The sequence below is a fragment of the Sphingopyxis sp. MG genome, assembly GCF_002953155.1.
Taxonomy (GTDB): Bacteria; Pseudomonadota; Alphaproteobacteria; order Sphingomonadales; family Sphingomonadaceae; genus Sphingopyxis; species Sphingopyxis granuli.
The window spans coordinates 1,965,982-1,990,524 of sequence record NZ_CP026381.1 but is presented as its reverse complement, the minus strand read 5'-3'; the positions used below and the strand labels follow the sequence as shown (position 1 = coordinate 1,990,524).

Here is a 24,543-nt window from a genome sequence, read left to right as displayed (position 1 = left end):
AGTCGCAGCGGGGTGGGCTAACGACGGCATGGTTCTGCCCACCCCGTTGCGAGTAGCGAGCAAGCTCGCAACTCTCACTGCCCCTCCCGCAGGCGGAAGGGGGTGAAAAAGGGAGAAGGCGAATGACGCTCTACGATCTTTCGGCGCCGCTGCCGGACGGCGGGACGAAACCGATGGCCGATTATCGCGGCAAGGTGCTGCTGATCGTCAACACCGCGTCGAAATGCGGCTTTACCCCGCAATATAAGGAGTTGGAGGCGCTTTACCGCGATTACAAGGATCGCGGGTTCGAGGTGCTGGCCTTTCCCTGCAACCAGTTCGGCGCGCAGGAGCCGGGCGACGCCGACGAAATCGCCAATTTCTGTTCGCTCACCTATGACGTGAGCTTTCCGGTGATGGCGAAGATCGACGTCAACGGGTCGGGCGCCGACCCGATCTTCAAGCATCTGAAGGACGAGAAGACCGGCCTGCTCGGTAGCGGGATCAAGTGGAATTTCACCAAGTTCCTGGTGGATCGCGAGGGCAATGTGGTGTCGCGCCACGCCCCGACCACGCGGCCGGAATTGCTGCGCGAGGAAATCGAGGCGTTGCTGGGAGCGTGACCGGCGGCACGGTGATTCGTCGGGCCCGGCCCGACCAGGTCGAGGAAATTCGCGGCCTGACGTTGCGGGCCTATGCGAAATGGATTGGCGTCACGCCCGTCAAGCCGCGTCCCATGACCGCCGATTATGACGCCGCGATCCGCGACCATCGTTTCGACTGCCTCTATCGCGACGGCACGCTTGCGGGGCTTGTCGAAACGGTGCCGCAGGCGGACGAATTGCTGATCGTCAATGTGGCGATCGAACCGGGCCATCAGGGTCACGGCCTCGGCACCCGCCTGATGCGCCATGCCGAAACCCTGGCGGCCGAGGCAGGGCTGCGCGCGACGCGGCTCTACACCAACAAGCTGATGGCGGAGAATATCGCCCTTTACGAGCGGCTGGGCTACCGATTCGAGAAGGAAACCCGGCACGGTGAGATCATCGCGGTTCACATGGTGCGCCCGCTGCGGTGACGGGCCTCACTTCTTCGGGCGTGGCGCTCCACTCGACGATTTTGTGAAACCGGCCATGGTCGAATCGCCTCGGGCGCATTAGCGTCGCTCGCATGGCCTACAGCCCCCTCGTCCCTCTGCGCGTCTTTTCCAGTTTCACCATGCTGGAGGGGGCGATCGACCCGAAAGCCATTGCGAAGGCCGCGCGCGAGCGCGGGTTCCCGGCGATCGCGATCGCCGACCGCAACGGGCTTTACGGGGTTATGGCGTTCGGCGACGCATGCAAGGCGGCGGGGGTACAACCGATCGTCGGCACCTTCCTGTCGGTCGCGCGGCCGGGGCAGCGCCTGCCTAATGGCGCGCCGCTGATCGACTGGCTCGCGCTCTATGCGCAGGACGATATGGGCTACGACAATCTCTGCGCGCTCGTTTCGGCGGCGCATCTCGACCGGCCGATCGAGCAGGATCCGCACGTTGCGCTGTCGGCACTCGCGGGAAAGACCGACGGGCTGATCTGCCTGACCGGCGGCGGTGAGGGGGCGCTCGCACGCCTGCTCGCCGATGAACAGGCGAGCGCGGCGGAGGCCTATGTCGAACAGCTCGAAGCGTTGTTCGGCGGGCGCCTCTATATCGAACTGTCGCGCCGGGGGGAGGCAGTCGAGATCGCGGCCGAAAATGCGCTGATCGACATGGCCTATGCGCGCGCGCTGCCTCTCGTCGCGACCAACCCCGCCAATTTCGTCGAGCCGCAATTCCACGCGGCGCACGACGCGATGCTGTGCATCGCGCAATCGGCCTATGTCGAAAGCGAAGACCGCCGGGTGTCGAGCCCCGAGGCGTGGCTGAAGCCCGCCGAAGCGATGGAGGATGCCTTCTCCGATCTGCCCGAGGCGATCCGCAACACACTCGTCGTCGCGCAGCGCTGCGCCTTCATGGCGCCGAAACGCAAGCCGATCCTGCCCAGCCTCGCCGGTGACCGCGAGGGCGAGGCGGCGCAACTGGCGCGCGATGCGCATGCCGGGCTTGAGGCGCGGCTGGCGCTCTATCCTGACCTCAGCGAGGAAGAACGCAATGCCTATGTCGCGCGGCTCGATTTCGAGGTCGGCGTCATCACCCAGATGGGATTCCCCGGTTACTTCCTGATCGTCGCCGACTTCATCAAATGGGCGAAGGCGCACGATATCCCGGTCGGGCCGGGTCGCGGTTCGGGGGCGGGCAGCCTCGTCGCCTGGTCGCTGACCATCACCGACCTCGACCCGCTCAAGCTCGGGCTGCTGTTCGAACGCTTTCTCAATCCCGAGCGCGTGTCGATGCCCGACTTCGACATCGACTTCTGCGAAACGCGGCGCGGCGAGGTGATCCGCTACGTGCAGGAGAAATACGGCCGTGACACGGTCGCGCAGATTATCACCTTCGGAAAGCTGAAGGCGCGCGCGGTGCTCAAGGATACCGGCCGCGTCCTCCAGATGAGCTATGGCCAGGTCGACCGGCTGGCGAAGCTGGTTCCCAACCATCCGACCGATCCCTGGACGCTCGAACGCGCGCTGAACGGCGTGTCCGAGTTGATGACCGAATATAAGCAGGACGATGGTGTCCGCCGCCTGTTCGACATGGCGCGCCAATTGGAAGGCCTGCCGCGTCACAGCTCGACTCATGCCGCGGGCGTGGTGATCGGCGACCGGCCGCTCGACCAGCTCGTCCCGCTCTATCGCGACCCGCGCTCGGACATGCCGGTGACGCAGTTCGACATGAAATATGTCGAGACCGCGGGGCTGGTGAAGTTCGACTTCCTCGGCCTCAAGACGCTGTCGGTGCTGAAGGAGGCGCGGCGGCTGCTCGCGCTGCGCGGGGTCGACGTCGATCTCGATCAGCTCGCGTGGGACGATCCGAGGGTCTACGAACTGCTCCAGCGCGGCGACACGGTCGGGGTGTTCCAGCTCGAATCCGAAGGGATGCGGCGGACGCTGTCGGCGGTGAAGCCGACCAATTTCGGTGACATCATCGCGCTCGTCGCGCTCTATCGGCCGGGACCGATGGACAATATTCCGCTGTTCGGCGCGCGCAAGAACGGGCGCGAGGCGATCGCCTATCCGCACCCGCTGCTCGAGGGCATCCTCGCCGAAACCTATGGCATCTTCGTCTATCAGGAACAGGTGATGCAGGCGGCGCAGATATTGGCCGGCTACAGCCTCGGCGGCGCTGACTTGCTGCGCCGCGCGATGGGCAAGAAGATCAAGGCCGAGATGGACGCGCAGCGCGAGACCTTCGTCAAGGGCTGCGGCGAGCATAACGGCATCGACGCCAAGACCGCGAACGAGTTGTTCGACTTGATCGACAAGTTCGCCGGCTATGGCTTCAACAAGAGCCATGCCGCGGCCTATGCGCTGCTCTCCTATCAGACGGCCTGGCTGAAGGCGCATCACCCGCACGAATTCTTTGCCGCCTCGATGTCGTTCGACAGTCACCAGACCGACAAATTGTCGGTGTTCATCGACGACATGCGCCGGCTCGACATCGCGATCGCGCCGCCGTCGATCAACGAGAGCGAGGCGGATTTTTCGGTCGGCCGCACGGAGGACGGGCTCGCGGTGCGCTATGCGCTCGGCGCGCTCAAGGGCGTCGGCGAAAAGGCGATGGAGGCGCTGGTCGCCGAACGCCGCGCCAAGGGCGATTTCGCCAGCCTCGACGATTTCGCGGGGCGTATCGATCCCAAGCAACTCAACCGGCGCCAGATCGAGGCGCTGGCGGGGGCGGGCGCGTTCGACTGCGTCGAGCCCGACCGCCCGCGCGCCTATGCCGGGGCCGAAGCGCTGCTCGGCTGCGCGAACAGCTCGGCGCACGAGCGATCGACCGGGCAGGGCGGGCTGTTCGGCGGCGATGTCGATCTTGCGCCCGTGCTGCAGCTTCCCGCGGCCGAGCCATGGACGCTCGGGGAGCGGATGACGCGCGAGAAGGAGGCGTTCGGCTTCTATTTCTCGGCCCATCCGGTCGAGCAATATGAAGCGATCCTCGCCGCGCGCGGCGTGCGTACCTATGGCGACATCTGCGACAATGTCGAAATGACGCCGGGCACGCGCATCCCGATGACGATGGCGGCGATGGTTGAAAACGCGCGCGCGCGCGTGTCGCAGCGCGGCAACCGCTTCCTCAACCTGACACTCTCCGACCGAAGCGGCCAGTTCCAGTCGAGTTGCTTCGACGAGGGCGCGGGCAAGGTGCTGGAAGCGCTCGCAGCGGAAGGAGGCTGCGCGCTGCTGTCGGTCGAGCTCGACCTGCTGGAGGGCGAGGAGACGCCGCGCGTGACGGTGCGCGGCGCGCAGTCGCTCACCGACATCGCGGCGACAGCCGCCTTGCAACTGACCTGCCGCGTCGAACTGGCCGAGGCGATGGCCGAGATGGCGGCACTGCTCGAACGCCGCGACGATGCGCGCGGCCGGGTCGTCATCGATACCCGCGATCCGTTGACCGAACGCGATGTTCGCGTCGAACTCGGCCGCGGGTTCGCGCTGGGACCCGACGTCGTCTCGCGGCTCGAAATGATCGCGGGCGTAAGCGACGCGGCGCTGTCGCTCGTCGCGCCGCGCGAGTTCCGGGTGCGGTAGCGTAGGGGCCGCGCCGCTAAGCTGGAAGCGAACAGCAGGCAGGCGGTTTTGTAATAAAATTGCGACTAACGCCCCAATTGCGCCTTTTACAGTAGCTGATTCCCGTCGAACGCGCGCCCCGTCGGTGCGTGAGGCCTTGCATCGAGTGCGCGTCACGCCCTATCGCTGGGACAAATAATCTGGAGGGGTGCCGAAGATGGGAATGCAGGGCCAGCCGTTACTCGTCACGAGCCTGATCGACCACGCCGCGCGCGAACATGCGACGCGGGAGATCGTCACGCGCTGGGCGGATGGCAGCATGACGCGATCGACATGGGGAGAAGTGGGACGCGACGCGCGCCGCTTTGCCGCCGCGCTGACCCGGCTCGGCATGAAAAAAGGCGACCGCATCGCGACGCTGGCGATGAACCATGGGCATCATCTGGTGAGCTGGTACGGCTCTGCGGGAATGGGCGGGGTGCTCCACACGGTCAATCCGCGGCTTTTCGACGAGCAACTCGTCTATATCGTCAACCACGCCGAGGATCGCGTGCTGTTCTTCGACGCGGCGTTCCTGCCGATCGTCGAGCGTCTGCGGCCGCAGTTCCGCACGGTCGAACATTTCGTGCTGTTCGACGCGCCGGCGCGGGACGGCTATCTGTCCTATCGCGATCTGGTGGAGGCCGAGGATGCCGATTTCGAATGGGTCGCCCTCGACGAGCGCGATCCGGTCGGGCTTTGTTACACCAGCGGGACGACGGGCAATCCCAAGGGCGTGCTTTACGAACACCGCTCGAACGTCATCCACGCGATCACTGAAATTCAGCCCGACGCTTTCAACCTGTCGAACCGCAGCGTCATCCTGCCGATCGTGCCGATGTTCCACGCAAACAGCTGGGGCGTGCCCTTCGCCGCCGCGACGGTGGGGGCGAAAATGGTCTTTTCGGCGACCAACGATGCGCAGGTGCTGTGCGACCTAATGCACGCCGAGGGAGTCACGCACAGCGCGGGTGTTCCGACCGTGTGGCTCGCGATGTTCGCGCACATGGACGCGACCGGCATCGGTTACGGGGCGCTTCAGCATGTCACGATCGGCGGCTCGGCGGCGCCGCGCGCGATGATCGAGCGGTTCATGAAAGCGGGCGTCTATGTCGGGCACGCCTGGGGCATGACCGAAACCAGCCCGATCGGGACGATGGGCCGGCGCCCGTGGAACTGGGACAGCATGAGCTTCGACGAACAGGTCGACGTCATCTGCCGCCAGGGCTGCCCGCCGTTCGGCGTCGAACTGCGCATCGTCGACGACGAAGGCCATGTCCTGCCGCGCGACGGCAAGACGAGTGGCCGGCTGCAGTGCCGTGGACCGTGGATCATCCAGCGCTATTTCAAGGCGGAGGAGGATGCCGCCGATGCGGACGGCTGGTTCGACACCGGCGACGTGTCGGTGCTGCACCCCGATGGGGTCATGCAGATCACCGACCGTGCGAAGGACGTCATCAAGTCGGGTGGCGAATGGATCAGTTCGATCGAGCTCGAAAACGCGGCGGTGGGCGCGCCGGGCGTGCAGGAAGCTGCGGCGGTCGGCGTCTTCCATCCCAAGTGGGACGAGCGGCCGATCCTGCTGATCGTGAAGAAGCCCGGCGCCGAGGTGAGCGAGGCGAGCATCATCGATCATCTGCAGGACAAGGTCGCCAAATGGTGGCTGCCCGACGAGATCGTCTTCGTCGACGAACTGCCGCACACCGCGACGGGCAAGCTGTTGAAGCGCCAGCTCCGCGACGATTACAAGGATTACAAGCTGAAGTCGCTAGCGGAGGCGTAGGTCGGGCCAGACTGGAACAGGATGATCGTCATTGCGAGCGGCGAAGCCGTGCGGCAATCCAGAGCAGGCACAAACCGCCCTGGATTGCTTCGCTCCGCTCGCAATGACGAAGCGCATCGATCCAAGGTTACTAGAATCTAGAAAAGCTCCATCTGACCGTCCCTTTCCGGCGGTCTGAACAGATCGCAGCGGATCGGCGGGAAGCCCCCGTCCAGTCCGTGCGCGCGGGCGGCGCGCCGAACTCGCGTGCGGATAAGTTGCGCCCAGACGCCGCGTCCCTTCATCCGGCTGAAGAAATCAGGATCATTGTCGCGCCCGCCCCGGATGTCCTGCACGATATGCATGACCTTGTCGGCGCGGTCGGGGTAATGGGCGGCCAGCCAGGCGCGAAACAGCGGCGCGACCTCGAACGGCAGGCGGAGCAGGATGTAGGAGGCGCGGATCGCACCCGCGTCGGCCGCCGCGGCCATGATCGCCTCGATCTCCGGGTCGGTGATCGCCGGGATGATCGGCGAGATGTTGACCTGCGTCGGCACGCCGGCATCGATCAGCGCCCGGATCGCGGCCAGCCTGCGCCGCGGGTGTGGCGCGCGCGGTTCCAGCGTGCGCGCGAGCGCGGGATCGAGCGTCGTCACCGACACCGCAACCCCGACCAGATCGTTGCGCGCCATCCGCGCGAGCAGGTCGATATCACGCAGCAGCCGGTCGGACTTGGTGGTGATCAGCAGCGGGTGCTTGGTCTCGGCGAGCACCTCGATAACCTGTCGCGTGATGCGCCATTCGCGTTCGATCGGTTGATAGCCGTCGGTGTTGGTCCCGATCGCCAGCGGCGCCGGCTTGTAGCCGCGCTTCGCCAGTTCGCGCCGTAGCAGCGCCGCGGCGCCGGGCTTGGCGAACAGGCGGCTTTCGAAGTCGAGGCCCGGCGACAGGTCGTGAAAGGCGTGCGTCGGCCGCGCGAAGCAATAGATGCAGCCATGTTCGCAGCCGCGATACGGATTGATCGAGCGGTCGAAACCGATGTCGGGCGAGCTATTGCGCGCGATGATCGTCTTTGGGTGCTCGACCGTCACCGTCGTGCGCAGCGGCGGCGCGCCGCCGTCGATCTCCGCCGCCGCGTCGAGCCAGTCGCCGTCGGCCTCGCGATCCGGCGACCCGGTGCGTGTCGGGCGTGGATTCGCCGGTGCGCCGCGACCGGCGATCGGGGGCAGGGGCTTGGCGACCATCGGCGCAGGATAGAGCGCGGATAAGAACAAAGAAAGAACATTCTTGCCGTCTCAAGGCGACAGCCGGGACGGGTCGAAGAGATTCAGGGCGCGGTCAATTGGCGCTGGCGAGGCCGGTCGGGGCCGCATGGGTCAGGCGCACCCGGTCCTTGCCGTCCGGAAAGCGCGGCCACTGGCCCTGCGCGAGCGCGGCGCGGCTGACCGACGGCTTGCCTTGCTGCGCCTCGTACATCCAGTAATTGCGCAGCACGATGCCGACATAGCCGCGCGTCTCCCAATAGGGGATCGATTCCATGAACAATAGCGGATCGCCATTGTCGCGCACTTCGGTCGCCCAGCGCGCGACCGGCGCCGGACCGGCGTTGTAGGCGGCGATCACCTTGGGCAGCAAGCCGCCGGTCGATGCGTCGCGGCTCAGATATTGCAGATAGCTCTGGCCGAAATCCATGTTCACCGCGGGGATGCGCAGATCGGTCGTCGCCACCGCCTCGCCGCGCCACCGCGCGACATCGCGCGCGGTGCCGGGCAGCACCTGCATCAGGCCATAGGCGCCCGCCGGGCTCACCACCGCACGCTGGAACCGCGATTCCTGGAGGGTGTGCGCAAAGACGAGAGCCGGATCGACCTTCCAGCCGCCGTTGGGCTCCCATTTGGGCTGCGGATAGCGCGACGCGGCGGCGAGCTTGCGGCCACCGGGAGTGTTGTGCGCGAGATAAAGCTGGGTTTCGGGCAGGCTGAGCGCCTGCGCCATGCCGATGAGCTGGCCGTGCTGGCCAGGGTTGCCGATGCGCGCCTGGTGTTTCAGCGCGTCGCCGGCATATTGATCTTCGTCGATCTCGGCAAAGGCCATCGCGACGCGGACGTTGGGCAGATCCTCCAGCGCGCGCCATGCGCTGCGGTCGGCGCGGACATTCTCGCGCTGGCTTCCCGTTTCGATACCCAGCGTTTCGGCGGCGAGCAGGCCGTAGAGCGTTTCTTCGTTGGCTGCGGCGGCGCGCAGGCGCTGCTGCACCGACGCCGGCTCGCCGCTGGCGATCGCCGCGCGCGCGGCCCAGTAATAGCCGGCGGCGCGCAGTTCGCTGTCGGGCGCTTCGCGGCCGACCCGATCGAAGGCGACGAGCGCGGTGCGATAGTCGCGCAGTCGCCATGCCGCCAGACCCTGCACCCAGGCGCCCTGCGTCGCCCAGCCATTGTGGCCCGAGGCGCAGGACAGGGCGAGGCGCAGCGCGTTCGCGTCGTCATTCTCGATATAATAGGACCAGGCGACCTTTTGCGTCCATTCGGCGCGCGCGTCGGGCGAAAGCTGGTCGATCACCGCGTTGAGCAACGCCTCGGCCCCCGCCGGGTCGTCATTCTTGATCCGGTCGGGAATGGTGCGCGCGAGGCTGGCGGCCACCGGGTCGTTGACCGAATCGGCGCCGACGCGTCGCGGCGCGCTGCCTGCCCAGGCGAGACGCGTCTGCGGCGGCAGTGTCGGCAGGTCGGTGGCGCCGCGCTTGGCCGCCAGACGGCCGAGCCGGTCGGCTTGCGGGAGCCATGGCGCTCGTGCGAGCAGCGGCATGATGTCGGCGACCTCAGCGCGCGGACTGCCCGCCGCGAGCAGCAGTTCGGCGCGTAGGAAATCGCTGAGCGGAGCGCCCTTCGCGTCCTGGTCGGCCCCGTCGAGCAGCGTCTTCGCCTCCGCCCAGCGCTGGCCGCGGATCGCGGCGAGAACCTGCTTGTAGAAGGCCTTCTGCTTCGACGAGAGAATGTCGGGCACGGTCTGCGGCGGCGCCGTCATCTCGGGCGCACCGGCATCCGCGGCGAGCGCGGGCGCACCGCCCGCGGCGATCGAAAACAGGAGAGCGGCGGTCACCGCCGTGATCGTTCTGGTCATCTGTCAACGTCCCCGGTTGAACAGTTTCAGGCTATCCCAGGCGGCCGCCTTCTGGACCGGCCGGGCAAGCAGAGTCGCGGGATGTGCGACTGCCACCGCCTCCACCTTGCCGCCATCTTGGTTAATATCGAGTAACCTTCCGCGCGCGTCGGGAAGGGCGATGCCCGCCGCCATTCGCACGATGTCGCCGCCGATCAGCAACAGCCGCCGCGGCCTCGCGAGCCGCAGATGGTGCCAGAGCAGCCGGTCGAGTTCCGCCGCGTCGCGGGCGTCGCAGCGTCCGCCGGGCGGCCGCGTGACAGCGAGGCTCGCGACATAGCAGTCGGCGCGCGAAAGGCCGATTGCGCGCAGCATTGCGTCGAGCAGCTTGCCCGCCGCATCGGCAAAGAGAATGCCTTCGCGCTGATCGTCGATCTCCGGCCACGCGGTAAGCAGCATCAGCGGCGCCTCGGCCGTGCCGGCAGGCAGCACGCGACGCGCGTCCCATTGGCTGCCGGGAACGTCTTCGCCTTCGCAAAGCCAGGTCTGGAATGCCTGCCAGTCACCGGGAAACACCGCGGGCGTTTTCGCCTGCGGCGCGGCGGGGGCCTCCTGGCGCTGAAGGGCGGCGTGCAGGACGACGCGCTCGGGTTCGGCCGTCGGCGCCGGGCCGGACCTTGCGGCGCCCGTCTGGCCTGCGACGTCGTTCGCCACGGGCACGTCGAGCCAGCCCGCCGGAACCTCGCCGACGAGCGAGTCCACACCGGCCAGTGACCACCAGTCGCAATAGCTTTCGGCCAGCAAGGCTGAATATCGCCCACCCATGAAAATGTTTGAAACAGGAGGTTGACGGGCGCGTCAATTGGAAGGCATCGCAATTCGTGACAGAATGAGCGCGGGACGCGATGAATGATCCGCGCGGGGACGGCAGAAAGGTGATTGCGGTGAGCGAACGGGAATCGATGCCCTATGACGTCGTGATCGTCGGCGCGGGGCCTGCGGGGCTTTCGGCGGCGATCCGTCTCAAGCAGCTGGCGAACGAGGCCGGCGGCGAATTGTCGGTGTGCGTCCTCGAAAAGGGGTCGGAAGTCGGCGCGCATATCCTGTCGGGTGCGGTGATCGATCCGAAATCGCTCGACGAGCTGTTGCCCGATTGGCGCGATCAGGGCTGTCCGCTCGCCGAAGTGCCGGTGAATGACAATCAGCACTGGATGCTGACGAAGAAGAAGAAGTTCGGCATTCCGCACATCATCACGCCGGGCTTCATGCACAACAAGGGCACCTATACCGGCAGCCTCGGCAACCTCTGCCGCTGGCTGGCCGAGCAGGCCGAAGGGCTGGGGGTCGAAATTTTCCCGGGCTTTCCCGCCGCCGAAATCCTCTACAACGACGACGGATCGGTGAAGGGCGTCGCGACCGGCGACATGGGCGTCGCACGCGACGGCAGCCACAAGCCCGACTATGCCCCGGGGCTCGAACTCCACGCCAAATACACTTTCTTCGCCGAGGGCGTGCGCGGCCATCTGACCAAGATATTGAAGCCGCAATTCGCGCTCGACGCCGAATGCGAGCCGCAGGTCTACGGCATCGGGGTCAAGGAACTGTGGGACATCGAACCCGCCAAGCACGCGCCGGGGCGTGTCATCCACACGCAGGGTTGGCCGCTCGATGAGAACGCCAACGGCGGCGGGTTCCTCTATCATCAGGCGAACGGACAGGTCGCGTTGGGCTTCGTGACCTGGCTCAACTATCGCAATCCGCACATCTCCCCCTTTCAGGAGATGCAGAAGTGGAAGACGCACCCTGCGATCGCGGAGATACTGAAGGGGGGCAAGCGTGTTTCCTATGGCGCGCGCGCGATCAGCGACGGGGGGTGGCAGTCGGTGCCGAAACTCGCCTTCCCGGGCGGCGCGCTGATCGGCGACACCGCGGGATTCCTGAACGTGCCGCGCATCAAAGGCACGCACACGGCGATGAAGTCGGGCATGATGGCGGCGGAAGCGGCTTTTGCAGCCGTCGCGGCGGGGCGTGAGGGCGATGTCCTAACCGCCTATCAGGACGCCTATGACGAAAGCTGGGTGAAGAAGGAACTCGGCATCGTCCGCAACGTGCTGCCGCTGGTCGAGAAGTTCGGCGACCTCGCGGGCACGATGCTGGCGGGCATGACGATGTGGCTGGAGAATTTCGGCATCCGCGTACCCTTTACCATGAAGCATCATCCGGACAACACGACGCTCTATCGCGCCGACCAGATGAAGAAGCCCGATTATCCGAAGCCTGACGGCGTGCTGACCTTCGACCGGCTGTCCTCGGTGTTCCTGTCGAACACCAATCATGAGGAGGATCAGCCGATCCACCTCCAGCTCAAGGACCCGTCGATCCCGATCGAATATAATCTGCCGCTGTATGACGAGCCGGCGCAGCGTTATTGCCCCGCCGGCGTCTATGAGGTGGTCGGGCAGGACGAAGGCGACCCGAAGTTCGTGATCAACGCGCAGAATTGCGTCCATTGCAAGACATGCGACATCAAGGACCCGACCCAGAACATCAATTGGGTCACTCCCGAAGGTGGCGGAGGCCCCAATTACCCGAATATGTAAGTCTGTCGGCCTGATGACGGGGGCCGCGCTGCTCGCGGCCTTCACGGCGGCTGCGCCCGCGCAGGCGACCGAGAGCGGACGCGAGGTGCTGAATGCGCTGGCGCGCGCGCGCCTTGCGGAAGAGGCCGGCGATCCACGCGCCGCGCTGACGGCGCTGACCGATGTGGCGAGCCGGGCGCCCGGCCTGCCCGGGCTGCGCGGGCGGATACTCGAACAGGCGATGCAGGGCGGCGACCTGGCGGCGGCGCGCAGTGCGGCGATGCAGCTCTGGACCAGCGGCGAGCGGCGTTTCGATGCGCGTCTGGTGTTGACGGTCGACGCGGTGCGGCGATCCGACTGGCGCGCGGCGCGCACCTTCGCCGGGGTGGATGGCGACAAGACCGGCGGCGACCCGATGACGCGGCTGCTGTTGCCCGTGATCGGCGCCTGGATCGAGGTCGGTGCGCGCGGCAAGCTGCCCGAGCGGCCTTTGCTCGCGGCGGGTGCCCGGGGGCGACCCGAGCCCGCCTTCATCCTCGAGGCGGCGCTGGTGCAACTTGCGGCAAAGCGGCCCGCCGACGCCGTCGCGCTGGCTGACGCGACGATGCTGACCGATCGCACCAGCCAGCTTGTCGCGCTGCGGCTTGCCGCGACGCTCGACGCGGCGGGCGAGGGCGAAGCGGCAAAGCGGCTGCGCGGCCGGATCGCGCTGGCGACCGGCGGGCGCGAGGACCCGCTGCTGCTGCTCTCGGACCGGCCGGTGTCGACGCCGCGCGGCGGGATCGCGCATTGGCTGGCTCTGCTCGCCGATGGATTTGCGCGCGCACCGGTCGGCAACTCGCGCCTTCCGCTGATGATCGCGCGCAGCGCGTGGTGGCTCGACGCCAGCGATCCGACGGTGCGCTCGGCGCTGGTCGAGGCGCTCGACCGGGACGGACAGCGGCAAGCGGCGCTCGCGCTGCTCGCGGACAATCGCGGCGCGCCGCCGCTTCCGGCGCTTGCGATGCGCAAGGCCGAACTGCTCGCCGACGCCGGCGATCTGGGCGCCGCGACAACGCTTGCCGAGGCGGCGGCCGCGCAGGCGCCGGCGTCGCGCAGCCTGCTCGTGCGCTTTGCCGACATTGCGCGGCGATCCGACGATGGGGCTGCGGCCGAGCGTGCCTATGCGCGGCTCGAGGCCGATCTCGGTGACAGCGAGGAGGATCGCGCGCTGCATGCCACCATCCTGATCGCGCGTGCCGATCTGTTGTTGCAGAAGGGAGAGTGGGACAAGGCGCAACCGATGCTCGACCGGGCGGTCGCACTGCGTCCGGGCGATCCGACCATCCTCAACTTCGCCGGTTATTCAGCGCTCGAACGGCGGCGGAACATCGATGCGTCGCTCGCGCAGATCGAGGCGGCGTGGAAGGCGGAGCCGCAGAATCCGAGCATCACCGATTCGCTCGGCTGGGCCTATGTGCTGACCGGTCGGATCGCCGAAGCGGTGCCGCTGCTCGAAGCGGCGCAGCGCGGCGAACCCGAAAATCCGGTGATCGTCGAGCATCTGGGCGATGCCTATTGGCAGGCGGGGCAGCGCTTCTCCGCGCGCTATGTCTGGCGCGCAGCGGCGCTGATCGCCGACGCCGACATGGCGACGCGGCTGGAGGCGAAGCTGCGTGACGGATTGACGCCGGCGACAATGGCGCCGTGATGGCGGAAATGCGCGAAACCGGCTGGGCAAAGATCAATCTGGCGCTGCATGTCCGCGCCCGCCGCGCCGACGGCTATCACGCCATCGAGACATTGTTCGCCTTTGTCGACGCAGGGGATGCGCTGGTCGCGGAAGTGGCGGACAGCGATTCGCTGGTCCTCGACGGTGAGTTTGCCGAGGAATTGAGCGCGGGCGAGGACAATCTGGTCCGGCGCGCGCTGGCGCTGCTGCGCGCGCGTCACGGCGCGGGACGGGTGCCGCCACTGGCGCTGCGGCTGACCAAGACGCTGCCCGTCGCGGCGGGGATCGGCGGCGGGTCGGCCGACGCCGCAGCGCTCGCCCGGCTGGTGCGGCGCCATTTCCTGCCCGAGGTCGGCAATGCCGCACTGGAAAGGCTGGTGCGACCGCTCGGCGCCGACGTCGCCGCCTGTGTCGCGAGTGAGACCTGCCTTGGCGTCGGGACGGGCGCCGAATTGAGCCCGGCACCCGAACTGGCGCTGTCGGGCACGCCGGTGCTGCTCGTCAATCCGCGCCAGCCGGTGGCGACCGGACCGGTCTTCGCGGCGTGGGACGGGGTCGATCGCGGGCCGCTGTTCACCGGCGCCGACCTGCGCGCGCAGCTTTTCGCGGCGCGCAACGATCTGCAGCGCCCGGCGATTGCGCAATGCCCGGCGGTCGCCGACGTGCTCACCGAACTCGGCGGCCTGCGTCCGTGGCTGGCGCGGATGTCGGGGTCTGGTGCGACCTGTTTTGCGCTGTTCGACGCGCCCGCCGAGCGCGATGCCGCTGCGCTGCACCTGAAGCAGCGCCGCCCCGGCTGGTGGCAGATGGCGGGAGCTTTGCGGTGATCGAGGCGTGGCGCGACCTGGGCCGCCCGCGTGCCGGCGGCGTGCTGCTGATCGGCGATCATGCCTCCGCGCACGTGCCCGCGGACATCGACCTCGGCATCGATCCCGCGCTGCTGAGCAATCATATCGCGATCGACATCGGCGTCGCCGAGGTGGCCGGGCGCCTGGTCGCCGGCGGCGCGGTCGATGCCGCGATCCTGGGCGGCGTGTCGCGGCTGGTGATCGACTGCAACCGCGACGAGAGCGCGCCGGGCCTGATCCCGATCGCCAGCGACGGCCATGCGATTCCGGGCAACGCGCTGGGCGAGGCGGACCGCGCGGCGCGGATCGCGCGCTTCTTTCGCCCCTATCACGACCATATCGCCACGACGATCGCGGCGGCGCGCCCGGCAATGATCGTTTCGCTGCACAGCTTCACCCCCGAACTGGCGAGCGACCCGGCGCAGCGGCGGCCGTGGCACGTCGGCGTGCTCTACAATGACGACGACCGGCTGGCGCCGCTGGCGATCGCGGCGCTGCGCGAGGAAGGGCTGACCGTCGGCGACCAGCTTCCCTATTCGGGCAAGCTGCTCAACGCGACGATGAACCGCCATGCCGAAGCGAACGGCATCCCCTATATCGGCATCGAGATGCGGCAGGATCTGGTCGCCGATGCCGCCGGGCAGGCGCTGTTCGCCGACCGGCTTGCGCACATGGTTCGGAAAGCGTCGTTGAAACTGGCCGAAGAGGCGTGTAGAGGCGCTTCTATCCGCTCATTCGCGAAATAATATTATCAGGAATCCTCTCCATGCCTTCTTATCGTTCACGAACCACCACTCACGGGCGCAACATGGCGGGCGCGCGCGGCCTGTGGCGTGCGACCGGCATGAAGGACAGCGATTTCGGCAAGCCGATCATCGCGGTCGTCAACAGCTTCACCCAGTTCGTGCCGGGCCATGTCCACCTGAAGGACCTGGGCCAGATGGTCGCGCGCGAGATCGAGGCGGCGGGCGGCGTCGCCAAGGAATTCAACACCATCGCGGTCGATGACGGCATCGCGATGGGGCACGACGGCATGCTCTATTCGCTGCCGAGCCGCGACCTGATCGCCGACAGCGTCGAATATATGGTCAATGCCCATTGCGCCGATGCGATGGTGTGCATTTCGAACTGCGACAAGATCACCCCCGGCATGCTGATGGCGGCGCTGCGCATCAACATCCCCGTGGTGTTCGTGTCGGGCGGGCCGATGGAGGCGGGCAAGGTCGTCCTCAAGGGCAAGGAGGTCGCGCTCGATCTGGTCGATGCGATCGTCGCCGCCACCGATGAGCAGTATAGCGACGCCGAAGTCACGGCGATCGAGCAGTCGGCGTGCCCGACGTGCGGAAGCTGTTCGGGCATGTTCACCGCCAATTCGATGAACTGCCTGACCGAGGCGCTGGGCCTGTCGCTGCCGGGCAATGGATCGACGCTGGCGACGCATGCCGACCGCAAGGCGCTGTTTCTGCGCGCGGGACGCATTGCGGTCGAAATGTGCCGCCGCTATTATGAGCAGGATGACGCCAGCGTGCTGCCGCGCAATATCGCGACCTTCGAGGCGTTCGAGAATGCGATGAGCCTCGACATCGCGATGGGCGGTTCGACCAACACGGTGCTCCACCTGCTCGCCGCCGCGCACGAGGCGGAGGTCGATTTCACCATGGCCGACATCGACCGGCTGTCGCGCCGCGTTCCCTGCCTGTCGAAGGTCGCCCCGGCGAAGGCCGACGTCCATATGGAGGACGTCCACCGCGCCGGCGGGATCATGGCGATCCTGGGCGAGCTGGAGCGCGCGGGGCTGCTCCATGCGCATCTGCCGACGGTGCACAGCGCGACGCTGGGCGATGCGCTCAGCCAGTGGGACATCGGGCGGACGAACGACCCGGCGGTGCGGACCTTCTTCATGGCCGCCCCCGGCGGGGTGCCGACGCAGACGGCGTTCAGTCAGGACCGGCGCTGGGAATCGCTCGACCTCGACCGCGAAAACGGCGTGATCCGTTCGGCCGAGCATGCCTTCAGCGAGGACGGCGGGCTGGCGGTGCTGTCGGGCAATGTCGCGCGCGACGGCTGCATCGTTAAGACCGCTGGGGTCGACGATTCGATCCTGAAATTCGCGGGGCCCGCCAAGGTCTATGAAAGCCAGGACGCGGCGGTCGCGGGCATCCTGACCGGGCAGGTCGAGGCGGGCGACGTCGTCGTCATCCGCTACGAAGGGCCGAAAGGCGGGCCGGGGATGCAGGAAATGCTCTATCCGACCAGCTACCTCAAATCGAAGGGGCTCGGCGCCGCCTGCGCGCTGATCACCGACGGGCGCTTCTCGGGCGGCACGTCGGGCCTGTCGATCGGCCATGTCTCGCCCGAGGCGGCCGAGGGCGGGGCGATCGGCCTCGTCGAGGACGGCGACCGGATCGAGATCGACATTCCGGGCCGCACGATCACCCTCGCGATCCCCGAATCCGAACTGGCGGCGCGCCGCGCGGCGATGGAGGCGAAGGGCGACGCGGCCTGGCAACCCGCCAAGCCGCGTCCGCGCAAGGTGTCGGTCGCGCTGCAAGCCTATGCGGCGATGGCGACGAGCGCGGCGCGGGGCGCGGTGCGCGACCTGTCGCAGCTCAAGGGGCGGTGATGATGAGACGGCCGGGGGCTATCGGCGCGGTGCTGCTGCTCGCGGGCTGCAACGGCGCGCCCGACAATGGCACGCTGGCGGAAGCCGAGGCGCGGGGGGCGAAGAGCGCCGCCGCCGACGGCCGTATCGAGTGCGCGCTCGAGGGCGCGAAGCTGTTCGACCGCACCTGCACCGTGACCGAGATGAGCGGCGCCGATGGCGCGATCCTCGTCGTCGGGAAACAGGATGTCGGTTATCGGCGGCTCCAGATCACGACCGACGGGCGCGGCGTCGTATCGGCCGACGGCGCAGAGCCCGCGAAGGTGGCGATCGTCGGCGAAGGGGTGATCGAGGTGACGGTCGGCGGCGACCGCTATCGCCTGCCGGCCAATACGAGCGGGGCGCAATAATCATCCTTTGCGCCTGCACCGCCCGCAGACGATGACTGGGGTGGCTCGGCTTCGCTCGACAAGAACGGAATTGAAGCGTTTCCACCCCATGGCATCCGGTTTATGCCCGTGGGGTTTCGGGCGTCCGCTCCGTTTAGCCTTTCGTCACCCTGAACTTGTTTCAGGGTCCATGGCCCGCCCTCGAATGAAGGCGGCGCAAAAGGAAAGGCCCGGCCATGGATGCTGAAACGAGTTCAGCATGACGAAGGGATGGGGCAATGCGTCGAAATCCAAATCCCCACAAGCTTAGGACCGGCGGATGACCGTGCCAGCCGATGCCCCGATCCTGACCGCCGACGCGATGCGCGCCGCCGAGGCCGCGTGCGCGGCGGCGGGCGTGTCCCTGTCCGAACTGATGGAGCGCGCGGGCGCGGCGGTGGCCGAAACCGCGTGGCGGATGGCGGCGGGCGCGCCGGTCCTGATCCTGTGCGGCCCCGGCAACAATGGCGGCGACGGCTATGTCGCGGCGCGCCTGTTGAAGGCGCGCGGCGCGACGATACGGGTCGCCGCGCTGGCGCCGCCGGCCACCGATCTGGCGAGGGCGGCGCGCGCCGCGTGGGACGGGCCGGTCGAGGCGTTCGCGTCCGACACCGTGCCGGCGCCGCTGATCGTCGACGCCTTGTTCGGCGTCGGACTGACGCGCCCGCTGTCGGACGAATGGGCCGCGATGCTGCGCCGCTTCGCAAGCCGGCGCGTGCTGGCCGTCGACGTGCCGAGCGGGATCGAGAGCGACGGCTTGCAGGACTGGCTGCCGCCGCTTCCCGCCGCCGTGACGCTGGCGCTGGGCGCGCTCAAGCCCGCGCACCTGCTGTTGCCGGCCGCACCGGCCTGCGGACGCGTGCTGCTGGCGCCGATCGGGATCGATGCGGAGCGGCGGATGCGGACGCTGCCGCCCCTGCGGCCGGAGACGCCGACCGCCGACGCGCACAAGTTCAGCCGCGGCATGGTGCTCGTCCGCGCCGGGCCGATGAAGGGCGCCGCCGGGCTTTCGGCCGCGGCGGCGCTGCGCGCGGGGGCGGGCTATGTGGTGCTCGAAGATGGCGGGCCGGCGCCGCTGTCGGCGATCATCGCCGAAGCGCCCGCGGCGTTCCGCGCGCGGCTGGATGATCCGCGCGTCGGCGCCATCGTCGTCGGTCCCGGCTTTCCGGCGGGCGATGCCCTCGCGGCGGCGGTCGGGGAGGTGCTGGACACCGGCAAGCCGCTGGTGCTCGATGCCGCGGCGATCGGCGCGGCGCTGCCCCGCCTTGGCAAGGACGCGCCGGCGGCGATCCTGACGCCGCACGAGGGCGAGTTCGCGCGCGCCTTTCCGGATCTGCGGGGCAGCAAGATCGAACGCGCGCTGGCGGCGGCGCGGCGGGCGCAAGCGGTGGTGATCTACAAGGGCGCCGACACCGTCATCGCCGCCCCCGACGGGCGCGTCGTGGCGGCGTGGCCGGGCAGCCCCTGGCTTGCGACGGCGGGAACGGGCGATGTGCTCGCGGGGGTGTGCGGCGCGATGCTGGCGCGCGGCGGCGATGCGTTCGACGCGGCGGTCGCGGCGGTCGGCTGGCATATCGCGCGGGCGCGCTCTATAGGCCGCGGCCTTGTTGCGGATGACCTGGTGAAGACTACGAAATGAGTGATGACAATCTGATCGTGCGCATCGCCGCGCGCGGCGACGGCGTGACGGGGGACGGCCGCCACGTCGCCGGCGGCGTGCCGGGCGACCGCGTCGCGGCCGACGGCGCGTTGGTGCCCGGCCCGCACCGCGCCGATCCGGTCTGCCGCCATTTCGGCCAATGCGGCGGCTGCCAGCTCCAGCATGTCGCCGAGGACGCGCTTCTCGCCTATGTCGGCGACCGGGTGGCGGGGGCGCTTGCGGCGCAGCAGGTGACGGCGGATGCCATCCGTCCCGCGCTTCTGTCGCCGCCGCACAGCCGCCGCCGCGCGGCGCTGACCGCGCTGCGGGCGGGCAGGCGGGTCGCCATCGGCTTCAACGCCGCGCAGAGCAGCCAGATCGTCGACATGCGCGAATGCCCGCTGCTGTTGCCCGAGCTGTTCGCGCTCGTCCAGCCGCTGCGCCGGCTGCTCGAAACGATCGCGCCGCAGCGCCGGCCGGTGAAGGTCAAGCTGCAAAGGCTCGATCAGGGCGCCGAGGTGCTGCTCGAGGGCGTGCGCGCCGAGGGGCTCGACGCGGCGATGGCGTTGCAGGATTTCGCCGCGGCGCATCGGCTGGCGCGGCTCGCGATCGACCAGGGCGACGGGGTCGAGACGGTCTGGCAGCCCGAGCCTCCGACGGTGCGCTTCGGCGCGATCGCGGTCGAGGTGCCGCCCTTCGCCTTCCTGCAGGCGACGGCGGCGGGCGAGGCGGCGCTGGTCGCGGCGGTGCGCGAAGCGATCGGCGAGACGAGCGCGGTGGCCGACCTGTTCGCGGGCATCGGCACCTTCGCGCTGTCGGTGCAGGCGGGGCGCAAGCTCTATGCCGCGGAGGGCGCGCGCGACGCGCTGCTCGCGCTGACCGGCGCGGCGAACCGCGCGCGGGCGCTGGTCGCGACCGAGCACCGCGACCTGTTCCGCCGTCCGCTGATCCCGGCGGATCTGAACCGCTTCGGCGCGGTGATCCTCGACCCGCCGCGGGCCGGGGCGGAGGAGCAGGTGCAGCAGATCGCGGCGTCCACGGTGCCCGTGATCGCCTATGTCAGCTGCAATCCCGCGAGCTTCGCGCGCGACGCGAAGCGGCTCGTCGCGGGCGGCTATCGCCTCGACTGGGTGCAGCCGGTCGGCCAGTTCCGCTGGTCCACCCACGTCGAACTGGCGGCGCGCTTCATGAAATAATCTCCCCTCCCGCAAGCGGGAGGGGCAGCGAGACTTACGAGCTTGCTCGTTAGTCGCAGCGGGGTGGGCTTCTGCCCCGTCGCTGCCCACCCCTAACCCCTCCCGCAAGCGGGAGGGGAATCATCAATGCAGCACGAACCCCATAAACGCATGCACGCACAGCGCCAGCAGCGCGAGGCTGGCCAGCGCGAACACCGCGAAGCGCCACATCACCCGGTTCACCGTCGCCTGGATCAGGCTGTGGAGGATGCGCAATCCGACATAGGCCCAGGCGAGCTGCGCGTTGAGCCCGCCGCCCAGGCCGCCGACTGCGAGTGCCAGCGCGACGGCATAGAAGACCGTCGGCTGCTCCATCAGATGGTTGTAGTTGTGCGCCTTCCACTGCACCTCGGCGGGCAGCACCTCGTCGAGATTCTTGCCGGTTCCGCCGACCATCTTCGCGGCGTCGATCTTCGCGCGGCTCATCGCGGGGATGCGCGTCGCGTACATCCACACCCACATGACCATCGACCACAGCGCGAGCGTTGCGACCGGTCCCAGTATCGCGTTCGTATCCATGTCTTTCCCCCCTCAACCCAGCGTCGCGATGACGGCGAGCACCGACAGCGCCAGCAGGCACAGCGTCGACAGCGCGAAGATGGTGAAGCGCACCGGGACGCGGTTCACCGTCGCCTGCCACAGGCTGTGGACGATGCGCAGCACGACATAGGCCCAGGCGAAACCCTGCGTCAGCGCGGTGTCGCCGCCCGACAGGTGCAGAAAGACGATCACTGCATAGAAAAGCGTCGGCTGTTCGAGCAGATGCGTGTAATTGTGGGATTTCCAGTTGGTTACGGGCGGCAGCACGCCCTCCAGATCGACCCCGCGCCCGCCCGGCGGCGCGGTCTTGAGGTCGACGCCGGCCTTGGCCAGCGCCGAAAAGCGCGTCGTCGCGGTCCACAGCAGCATGACGAGCGTCCACAGCACGAGCACCGCGCCGGCCGCCAACAGATTTCCTGGCATCGCATTTCCCCTTCCCCGGCGGCGGGTCACGGCCCGGCCGTCCGGGGCGCGATGCTAGGGCATGCGGCGCGAGATGCAATGGGGCGCGCGCATCAGCCTCTGCGCGCCGCGGCCTCGGCGCGGATCGCCTCTCCATCCTGGTCGATCCGCGGCGCGAACCCCAGTTCGCCGGCCCGCGCGGCGCCATATTTCACCGGCGGCCGCATCTCGACGAAGCCGCCCGCCTCGGGATGCTCGCGGCGGCGGAAAAAGCCGATTGCGGACAGATGCGGATCGTCGCGAACCTCTTCCAGGTCGTGCGCGGCCATCGCCGGGATCGCATTCTCGGCAAAGATGGCGAGCCATTCGGCGGTGGTCTTTGCCGGCGTCCGCCGCGCAATCTCCTCATAGATCAGCGTCATCTGCGTGCCCGCGGCCTTCGCGGCCGTATATTCGGGGCTGGCGAGCATATCCTCGCTGCCGAGCAGTTCCATCAACCGCGCGGTCGATGCGGGCGTATAGGGGACGATGGCGAGATAGCCGTCGGCGGTCGGGAAGGGCTGGCGCGCGGGGTCGAGCTGGCGCGGATAGCCCGCCGGGCCGATTGGCGGGTCGAGTGTCGCGTCGCGCAGATGCTCGGTCAGCATGAAGGCGGTGAAGCATTCGAACATCGGCACTTCGACATGCTGGCCCTCGCCGGTCCGCAGCTTGTGGACCAGCGCGGCGAGGATGGCCTGCGCGCCGAACTGCCCCGCGACCTTGTCGGCGATCAGCGACGGGATATAGCGCGGGCGCGGATTGCCGTCGACGCGCGGCAGCAGGCTGGTGGTCCCGCTCGCGGCCTGGATGACGTCGTCATAGGCCTGTAGATCGGCATAGGGGCCGTCCTGCCCGAACCCGGTGCCGTGGACATAGATGATGTCGGGCTTGATCGCCCTGCAGCTTTCGTAATCGAAGCCGAGCCGCGCGATCGCCTTGCCGCGGATATTGTGGAAGAAGACGTCGGCGGTCGCGATGATGTCGGTCAGCACCGCGGCGTCCTCCGCCTGCTTGAGATCGAGCGCGATCGAGCGCTTGCCGCGGTTCACCGTAAGGTGGATCGACCCCATCGTCGGATCGGGCTTGCCGGTGCCCAGATAGCGCGACACGTCGCCGAGCCCCGGCGTTTCGACCTTGATCACCTCGGCGCCGAGGTCGGCGAGCATCTGCGTCGCATAGGGGCCGAAGATGACGGTGGTCAGATCGACGATCCGGATTCCCTCGAGCATGGCCATCTTCGCCCCCTTTTCGCCGATCAGACGACGCCCAGCGCGCTCATCGCCTCCGCGACGCGCACGAAGCCGGCGATATTCGCGCCCAGCACATAATTGCCGGGGGCGCTATATTCGTCGGCGGTCGCGGCGCAATCGTCGTGGATGCCGCGCATGATCTGCGCGAGGCGCGCTTCGGTCTGCTCGAAGCTCCAGCTGTCGCGCGAGGCGTTCTGCTGCATTTCGAGCGCGGAGGTCGCGACGCCGCCGGCGTTGGCCGCCTTGCCCGGCGCGAACATCACGCCCTGGCCGTGGAACAGGTCGACCGCATCGGGGGTGGAGGGCATGTTGGCGCCTTCGCCGACCACCTCGACGCCGTTCTTGATCAGCGTCGTCGCGTCCTTGCCGGTCAGTTCGTTCTGCGTCGCGCAGGGCAAGGCGATCTGGCACGGGACGTCCCAGATCGATCCGCCTTCGATATAGCGGGCGCCCGGCCCCTTGAGCTCGACATAGGTCGACAGGCGGGCGCGGCGGACCTCCTTGATCTCGCGCAACAGGGCGAGGTCGATCCCCTCTTCGTCGACGATATAGCCGTTCGAATCGGAGCAGGCGACGACGGTCCCGCCGAACTGGCGGACCTTGTCGATCGCATAAATGGCGACATTGCCCGACCCCGACACGACGACGCGCTTGCCGTCGAGCGACTGGTCCCTGGTCGCGAGCATCTGCTGGACGAAATAGACGAGGCCGAAGCCCGTCGCCTCGGTCCGCGCGCGCGACCCGCCATAGGCGAGCCCCTTGCCGGTCAGGACGCCGGCCTCGTAGCGGTTGGTCAGCCGCTTGTACTGGCCGAACATATAGCCGATCTCGCGCCCGCCGACGCCGATGTCGCCCGCGGGAACGTCGGTATATTCGCCGAGGTGGCGGTGCAGTTCGAGCATGAAGGCCTGACAGAAGCGCATGATCTCCCGATCCGAGCGGCCGCGCGGGTTGAAGTCCGACCCGCCCTTGCCGCCGCCGATCGGCATGCCGGTCAGTGCGTTCTTGAAGATCTGTTCGAAGCCCAGGAACTTGATGATGCCGAGATTGACCGACGGGTGAAAGCGGATGCCGCCCTTGTAAGGGCCGAGCGCCGAATTGAACTGGACGCGAAAGCCGCGGTTGATCTGGACCTGGCCGTCATCGTCGATCCACGGAACGCGAAAGATGATCTGCCGTTCGGGTTCGCAGATGCGTTCGATCAACGCGTGGTCGGCATAGTCGGGATGTTTCGCGACGACGCGGCCCAAGCTTTCCAATACCTCTTTAACCGCCTGGTGAAACTCGGCTTCGCCCGCGTTGCGGCGTAATACTTCATCAAGAACCGGCTGCAACTTTTCATCAATCTTGCTCAAAAGAACCTCCCGACAGCATGAATCGAACGTGCCTGTGGACCATGCGAGCCGATGTCGCAAGCTTCGCTTGTGCCGCGAAGGGACGAAAGGGCGGAGGTCGGGCGAGCCATCGACGAGGGCGCTTCACCCGCGAACCGCGAAACCGTGCGGCAATCCGGATGGGGCGTAGAGCGGCGTGCCGTAAATCCGCATCACCCTGTTCTGCCGTTCGTGCTGAGCTTGTCGAAGCACCGCTCTTCTTCTTGCGGCGCCAAAAGAAAGAACGGCCCCCTTCGACTGCCTTGCAGGCGCTCAGGACAGGCTTCGACAAGCTCAGCGCCTGCCCCCGCGAAAGCGGGGGGCAAACGGTTCAGATTTAATGCTCGATGCTCCAATCACTCTGGATTGCTTCGCTGCGC

19 protein-coding genes are annotated in these 24,543 nt (G+C 67.9%); 12 read left to right on the top strand and 7 right to left on the bottom strand.

Annotated features, from left to right (window positions below; translation table 11 throughout):
- The first annotated feature begins 122 nt into the window (after nucleotides 1–122).
- From C3E99_RS09265 to C3E99_RS09250, 4 genes are all read left to right on the top strand, one after another.
- Nucleotides 123–602 carry a glutathione peroxidase gene (locus tag C3E99_RS09265; RefSeq protein ID WP_076075001.1) on the top strand — a complete coding sequence of 160 codons (480 nt, stop codon included), beginning with the start codon at nucleotides 123–125 and terminating at the stop codon, nucleotides 600–602.
- A gap of 11 nt (nucleotides 603–613) precedes the next feature.
- Complete coding sequence (locus C3E99_RS09260) at nucleotides 614–1,057, top strand: GNAT family N-acetyltransferase (protein ID WP_234002653.1); 444 nt, start codon at nucleotides 614–616, stop codon at nucleotides 1,055–1,057.
- A 92-nt stretch (nucleotides 1,058–1,149) separates the two neighbouring features.
- Nucleotides 1,150–4,638, top strand: coding sequence for a DNA polymerase III subunit alpha (dnaE, locus tag C3E99_RS09255; RefSeq protein WP_076075004.1), 3,489 nt, complete (start codon nucleotides 1,150–1,152; stop codon nucleotides 4,636–4,638).
- 196 nt (nucleotides 4,639–4,834) lie between these two features.
- Nucleotides 4,835–6,439, top strand: coding sequence for a long-chain fatty acid--CoA ligase (locus C3E99_RS09250; protein WP_076075006.1), 1,605 nt, complete (start codon nucleotides 4,835–4,837; stop codon nucleotides 6,437–6,439).
- 137 nt (nucleotides 6,440–6,576) lie between these two features.
- Here the strand turns inward: C3E99_RS09250 and C3E99_RS09245 are convergent, their stop codons facing one another.
- From C3E99_RS09245 to C3E99_RS09235, 3 genes are all read right to left on the bottom strand, one after another.
- Nucleotides 6,577–7,662 carry a PA0069 family radical SAM protein gene (locus C3E99_RS09245; protein WP_076075008.1) on the bottom strand — a complete coding sequence of 362 codons (1,086 nt, stop codon included), beginning with the start codon at nucleotides 7,660–7,662 and terminating at the stop codon, nucleotides 6,577–6,579.
- 94 nt (nucleotides 7,663–7,756) lie between these two features.
- Nucleotides 7,757–9,538 carry a lytic transglycosylase domain-containing protein gene (locus tag C3E99_RS09240; RefSeq protein ID WP_076075011.1) on the bottom strand — a complete coding sequence of 594 codons (1,782 nt, stop codon included), beginning with the start codon at nucleotides 9,536–9,538 and terminating at the stop codon, nucleotides 7,757–7,759.
- 3 nt (nucleotides 9,539–9,541) lie between these two features.
- The gene (locus C3E99_RS09235) at nucleotides 9,542–10,342 is read right to left on the bottom strand and encodes a uracil-DNA glycosylase family protein (RefSeq protein ID WP_076075013.1); all 801 of its coding nucleotides are present in this window, start codon (nucleotides 10,340–10,342) and stop codon (nucleotides 9,542–9,544) included.
- A gap of 119 nt (nucleotides 10,343–10,461) precedes the next feature.
- On the opposite strand from C3E99_RS09235, the gene C3E99_RS09230 reads away from it, so the two are divergent.
- The 8 genes from C3E99_RS09230 to C3E99_RS09195 all read left to right on the top strand — a co-directional run bounded on the left by C3E99_RS09230 (nucleotide 10,462) and on the right by C3E99_RS09195 (nucleotide 20,520).
- On the top strand, nucleotides 10,462–12,117 hold the full coding sequence (locus tag C3E99_RS09230) for an electron transfer flavoprotein-ubiquinone oxidoreductase (protein WP_076077765.1): 1,656 nt from the start codon (nucleotides 10,462–10,464) through the stop codon (nucleotides 12,115–12,117).
- 13 nt (nucleotides 12,118–12,130) lie between these two features.
- Nucleotides 12,131–13,786 (top strand): tetratricopeptide repeat protein, encoded by a 1,656-nt coding sequence (locus tag C3E99_RS09225; RefSeq protein ID WP_234002652.1) that lies wholly within the window; start codon nucleotides 12,131–12,133, stop codon nucleotides 13,784–13,786.
- Nucleotides 13,786–14,634, top strand: coding sequence for a 4-(cytidine 5'-diphospho)-2-C-methyl-D-erythritol kinase (locus tag C3E99_RS09220; protein ID WP_076075016.1), 849 nt, complete (start codon nucleotides 13,786–13,788; stop codon nucleotides 14,632–14,634). The genes C3E99_RS09225 and C3E99_RS09220 overlap by 1 nt, the downstream gene beginning before the upstream one ends.
- On the top strand, nucleotides 14,631–15,401 hold the full coding sequence (locus tag C3E99_RS09215; RefSeq protein WP_076075019.1) for an N-formylglutamate amidohydrolase: 771 nt from the start codon (nucleotides 14,631–14,633) through the stop codon (nucleotides 15,399–15,401). Before C3E99_RS09220 ends, C3E99_RS09215 begins: the two co-directional genes overlap by 4 nt.
- Before the next feature lie 20 nt (nucleotides 15,402–15,421).
- Entirely contained in the window at nucleotides 15,422–17,278 is a 1,857-nt protein-coding gene (ilvD, locus tag C3E99_RS09210) for a dihydroxy-acid dehydratase (protein WP_076075021.1), read from the top strand.
- On the top strand, nucleotides 17,278–17,667 hold the full coding sequence (locus C3E99_RS09205) for a hypothetical protein (protein WP_199775085.1): 390 nt from the start codon (nucleotides 17,278–17,280) through the stop codon (nucleotides 17,665–17,667). Before ilvD ends, C3E99_RS09205 begins: the two co-directional genes overlap by 1 nt.
- 298 nt (nucleotides 17,668–17,965) lie before the next feature.
- On the top strand, nucleotides 17,966–19,324 hold the full coding sequence (locus C3E99_RS09200; RefSeq protein ID WP_076075027.1) for an NAD(P)H-hydrate epimerase: 1,359 nt from the start codon (nucleotides 17,966–17,968) through the stop codon (nucleotides 19,322–19,324).
- Nucleotides 19,321–20,520: a class I SAM-dependent RNA methyltransferase gene (locus tag C3E99_RS09195; RefSeq protein WP_104959721.1), complete on the top strand. Its 1,200-nt coding sequence runs from the start codon at nucleotides 19,321–19,323 to the stop codon at nucleotides 20,518–20,520. Before C3E99_RS09200 ends, C3E99_RS09195 begins: the two co-directional genes overlap by 4 nt.
- Nucleotides 20,521–20,643: 123 nt before the next feature.
- On the opposite strand, the gene C3E99_RS09190 is transcribed toward C3E99_RS09195, so the two are convergent.
- The 4 genes from C3E99_RS09190 to gdhA all read right to left on the bottom strand — a co-directional run bounded on the left by C3E99_RS09190 (nucleotide 20,644) and on the right by gdhA (nucleotide 24,145).
- Nucleotides 20,644–21,078 (bottom strand): MAPEG family protein, encoded by a 435-nt coding sequence (locus C3E99_RS09190; RefSeq protein WP_104959720.1) that lies wholly within the window; start codon nucleotides 21,076–21,078, stop codon nucleotides 20,644–20,646.
- Between the two features lie 12 nt (nucleotides 21,079–21,090).
- Nucleotides 21,091–21,522 carry an MAPEG family protein gene (locus tag C3E99_RS09185; protein ID WP_076075032.1) on the bottom strand — a complete coding sequence of 144 codons (432 nt, stop codon included), beginning with the start codon at nucleotides 21,520–21,522 and terminating at the stop codon, nucleotides 21,091–21,093.
- Nucleotides 21,523–21,614: 92 nt separating this feature from the next.
- Complete coding sequence (locus tag C3E99_RS09180) at nucleotides 21,615–22,775, bottom strand: CaiB/BaiF CoA transferase family protein (RefSeq protein WP_076075035.1); 1,161 nt, start codon at nucleotides 22,773–22,775, stop codon at nucleotides 21,615–21,617.
- Between the two features lie 20 nt (nucleotides 22,776–22,795).
- A complete protein-coding gene (gene gdhA / locus C3E99_RS09175) occupies nucleotides 22,796–24,145 on the bottom strand; it encodes an NADP-specific glutamate dehydrogenase (protein ID WP_076075038.1) in 1,350 nt (449 codons plus the stop codon).
- Nucleotides 24,146–24,543 lie beyond the last annotated feature (398 nt).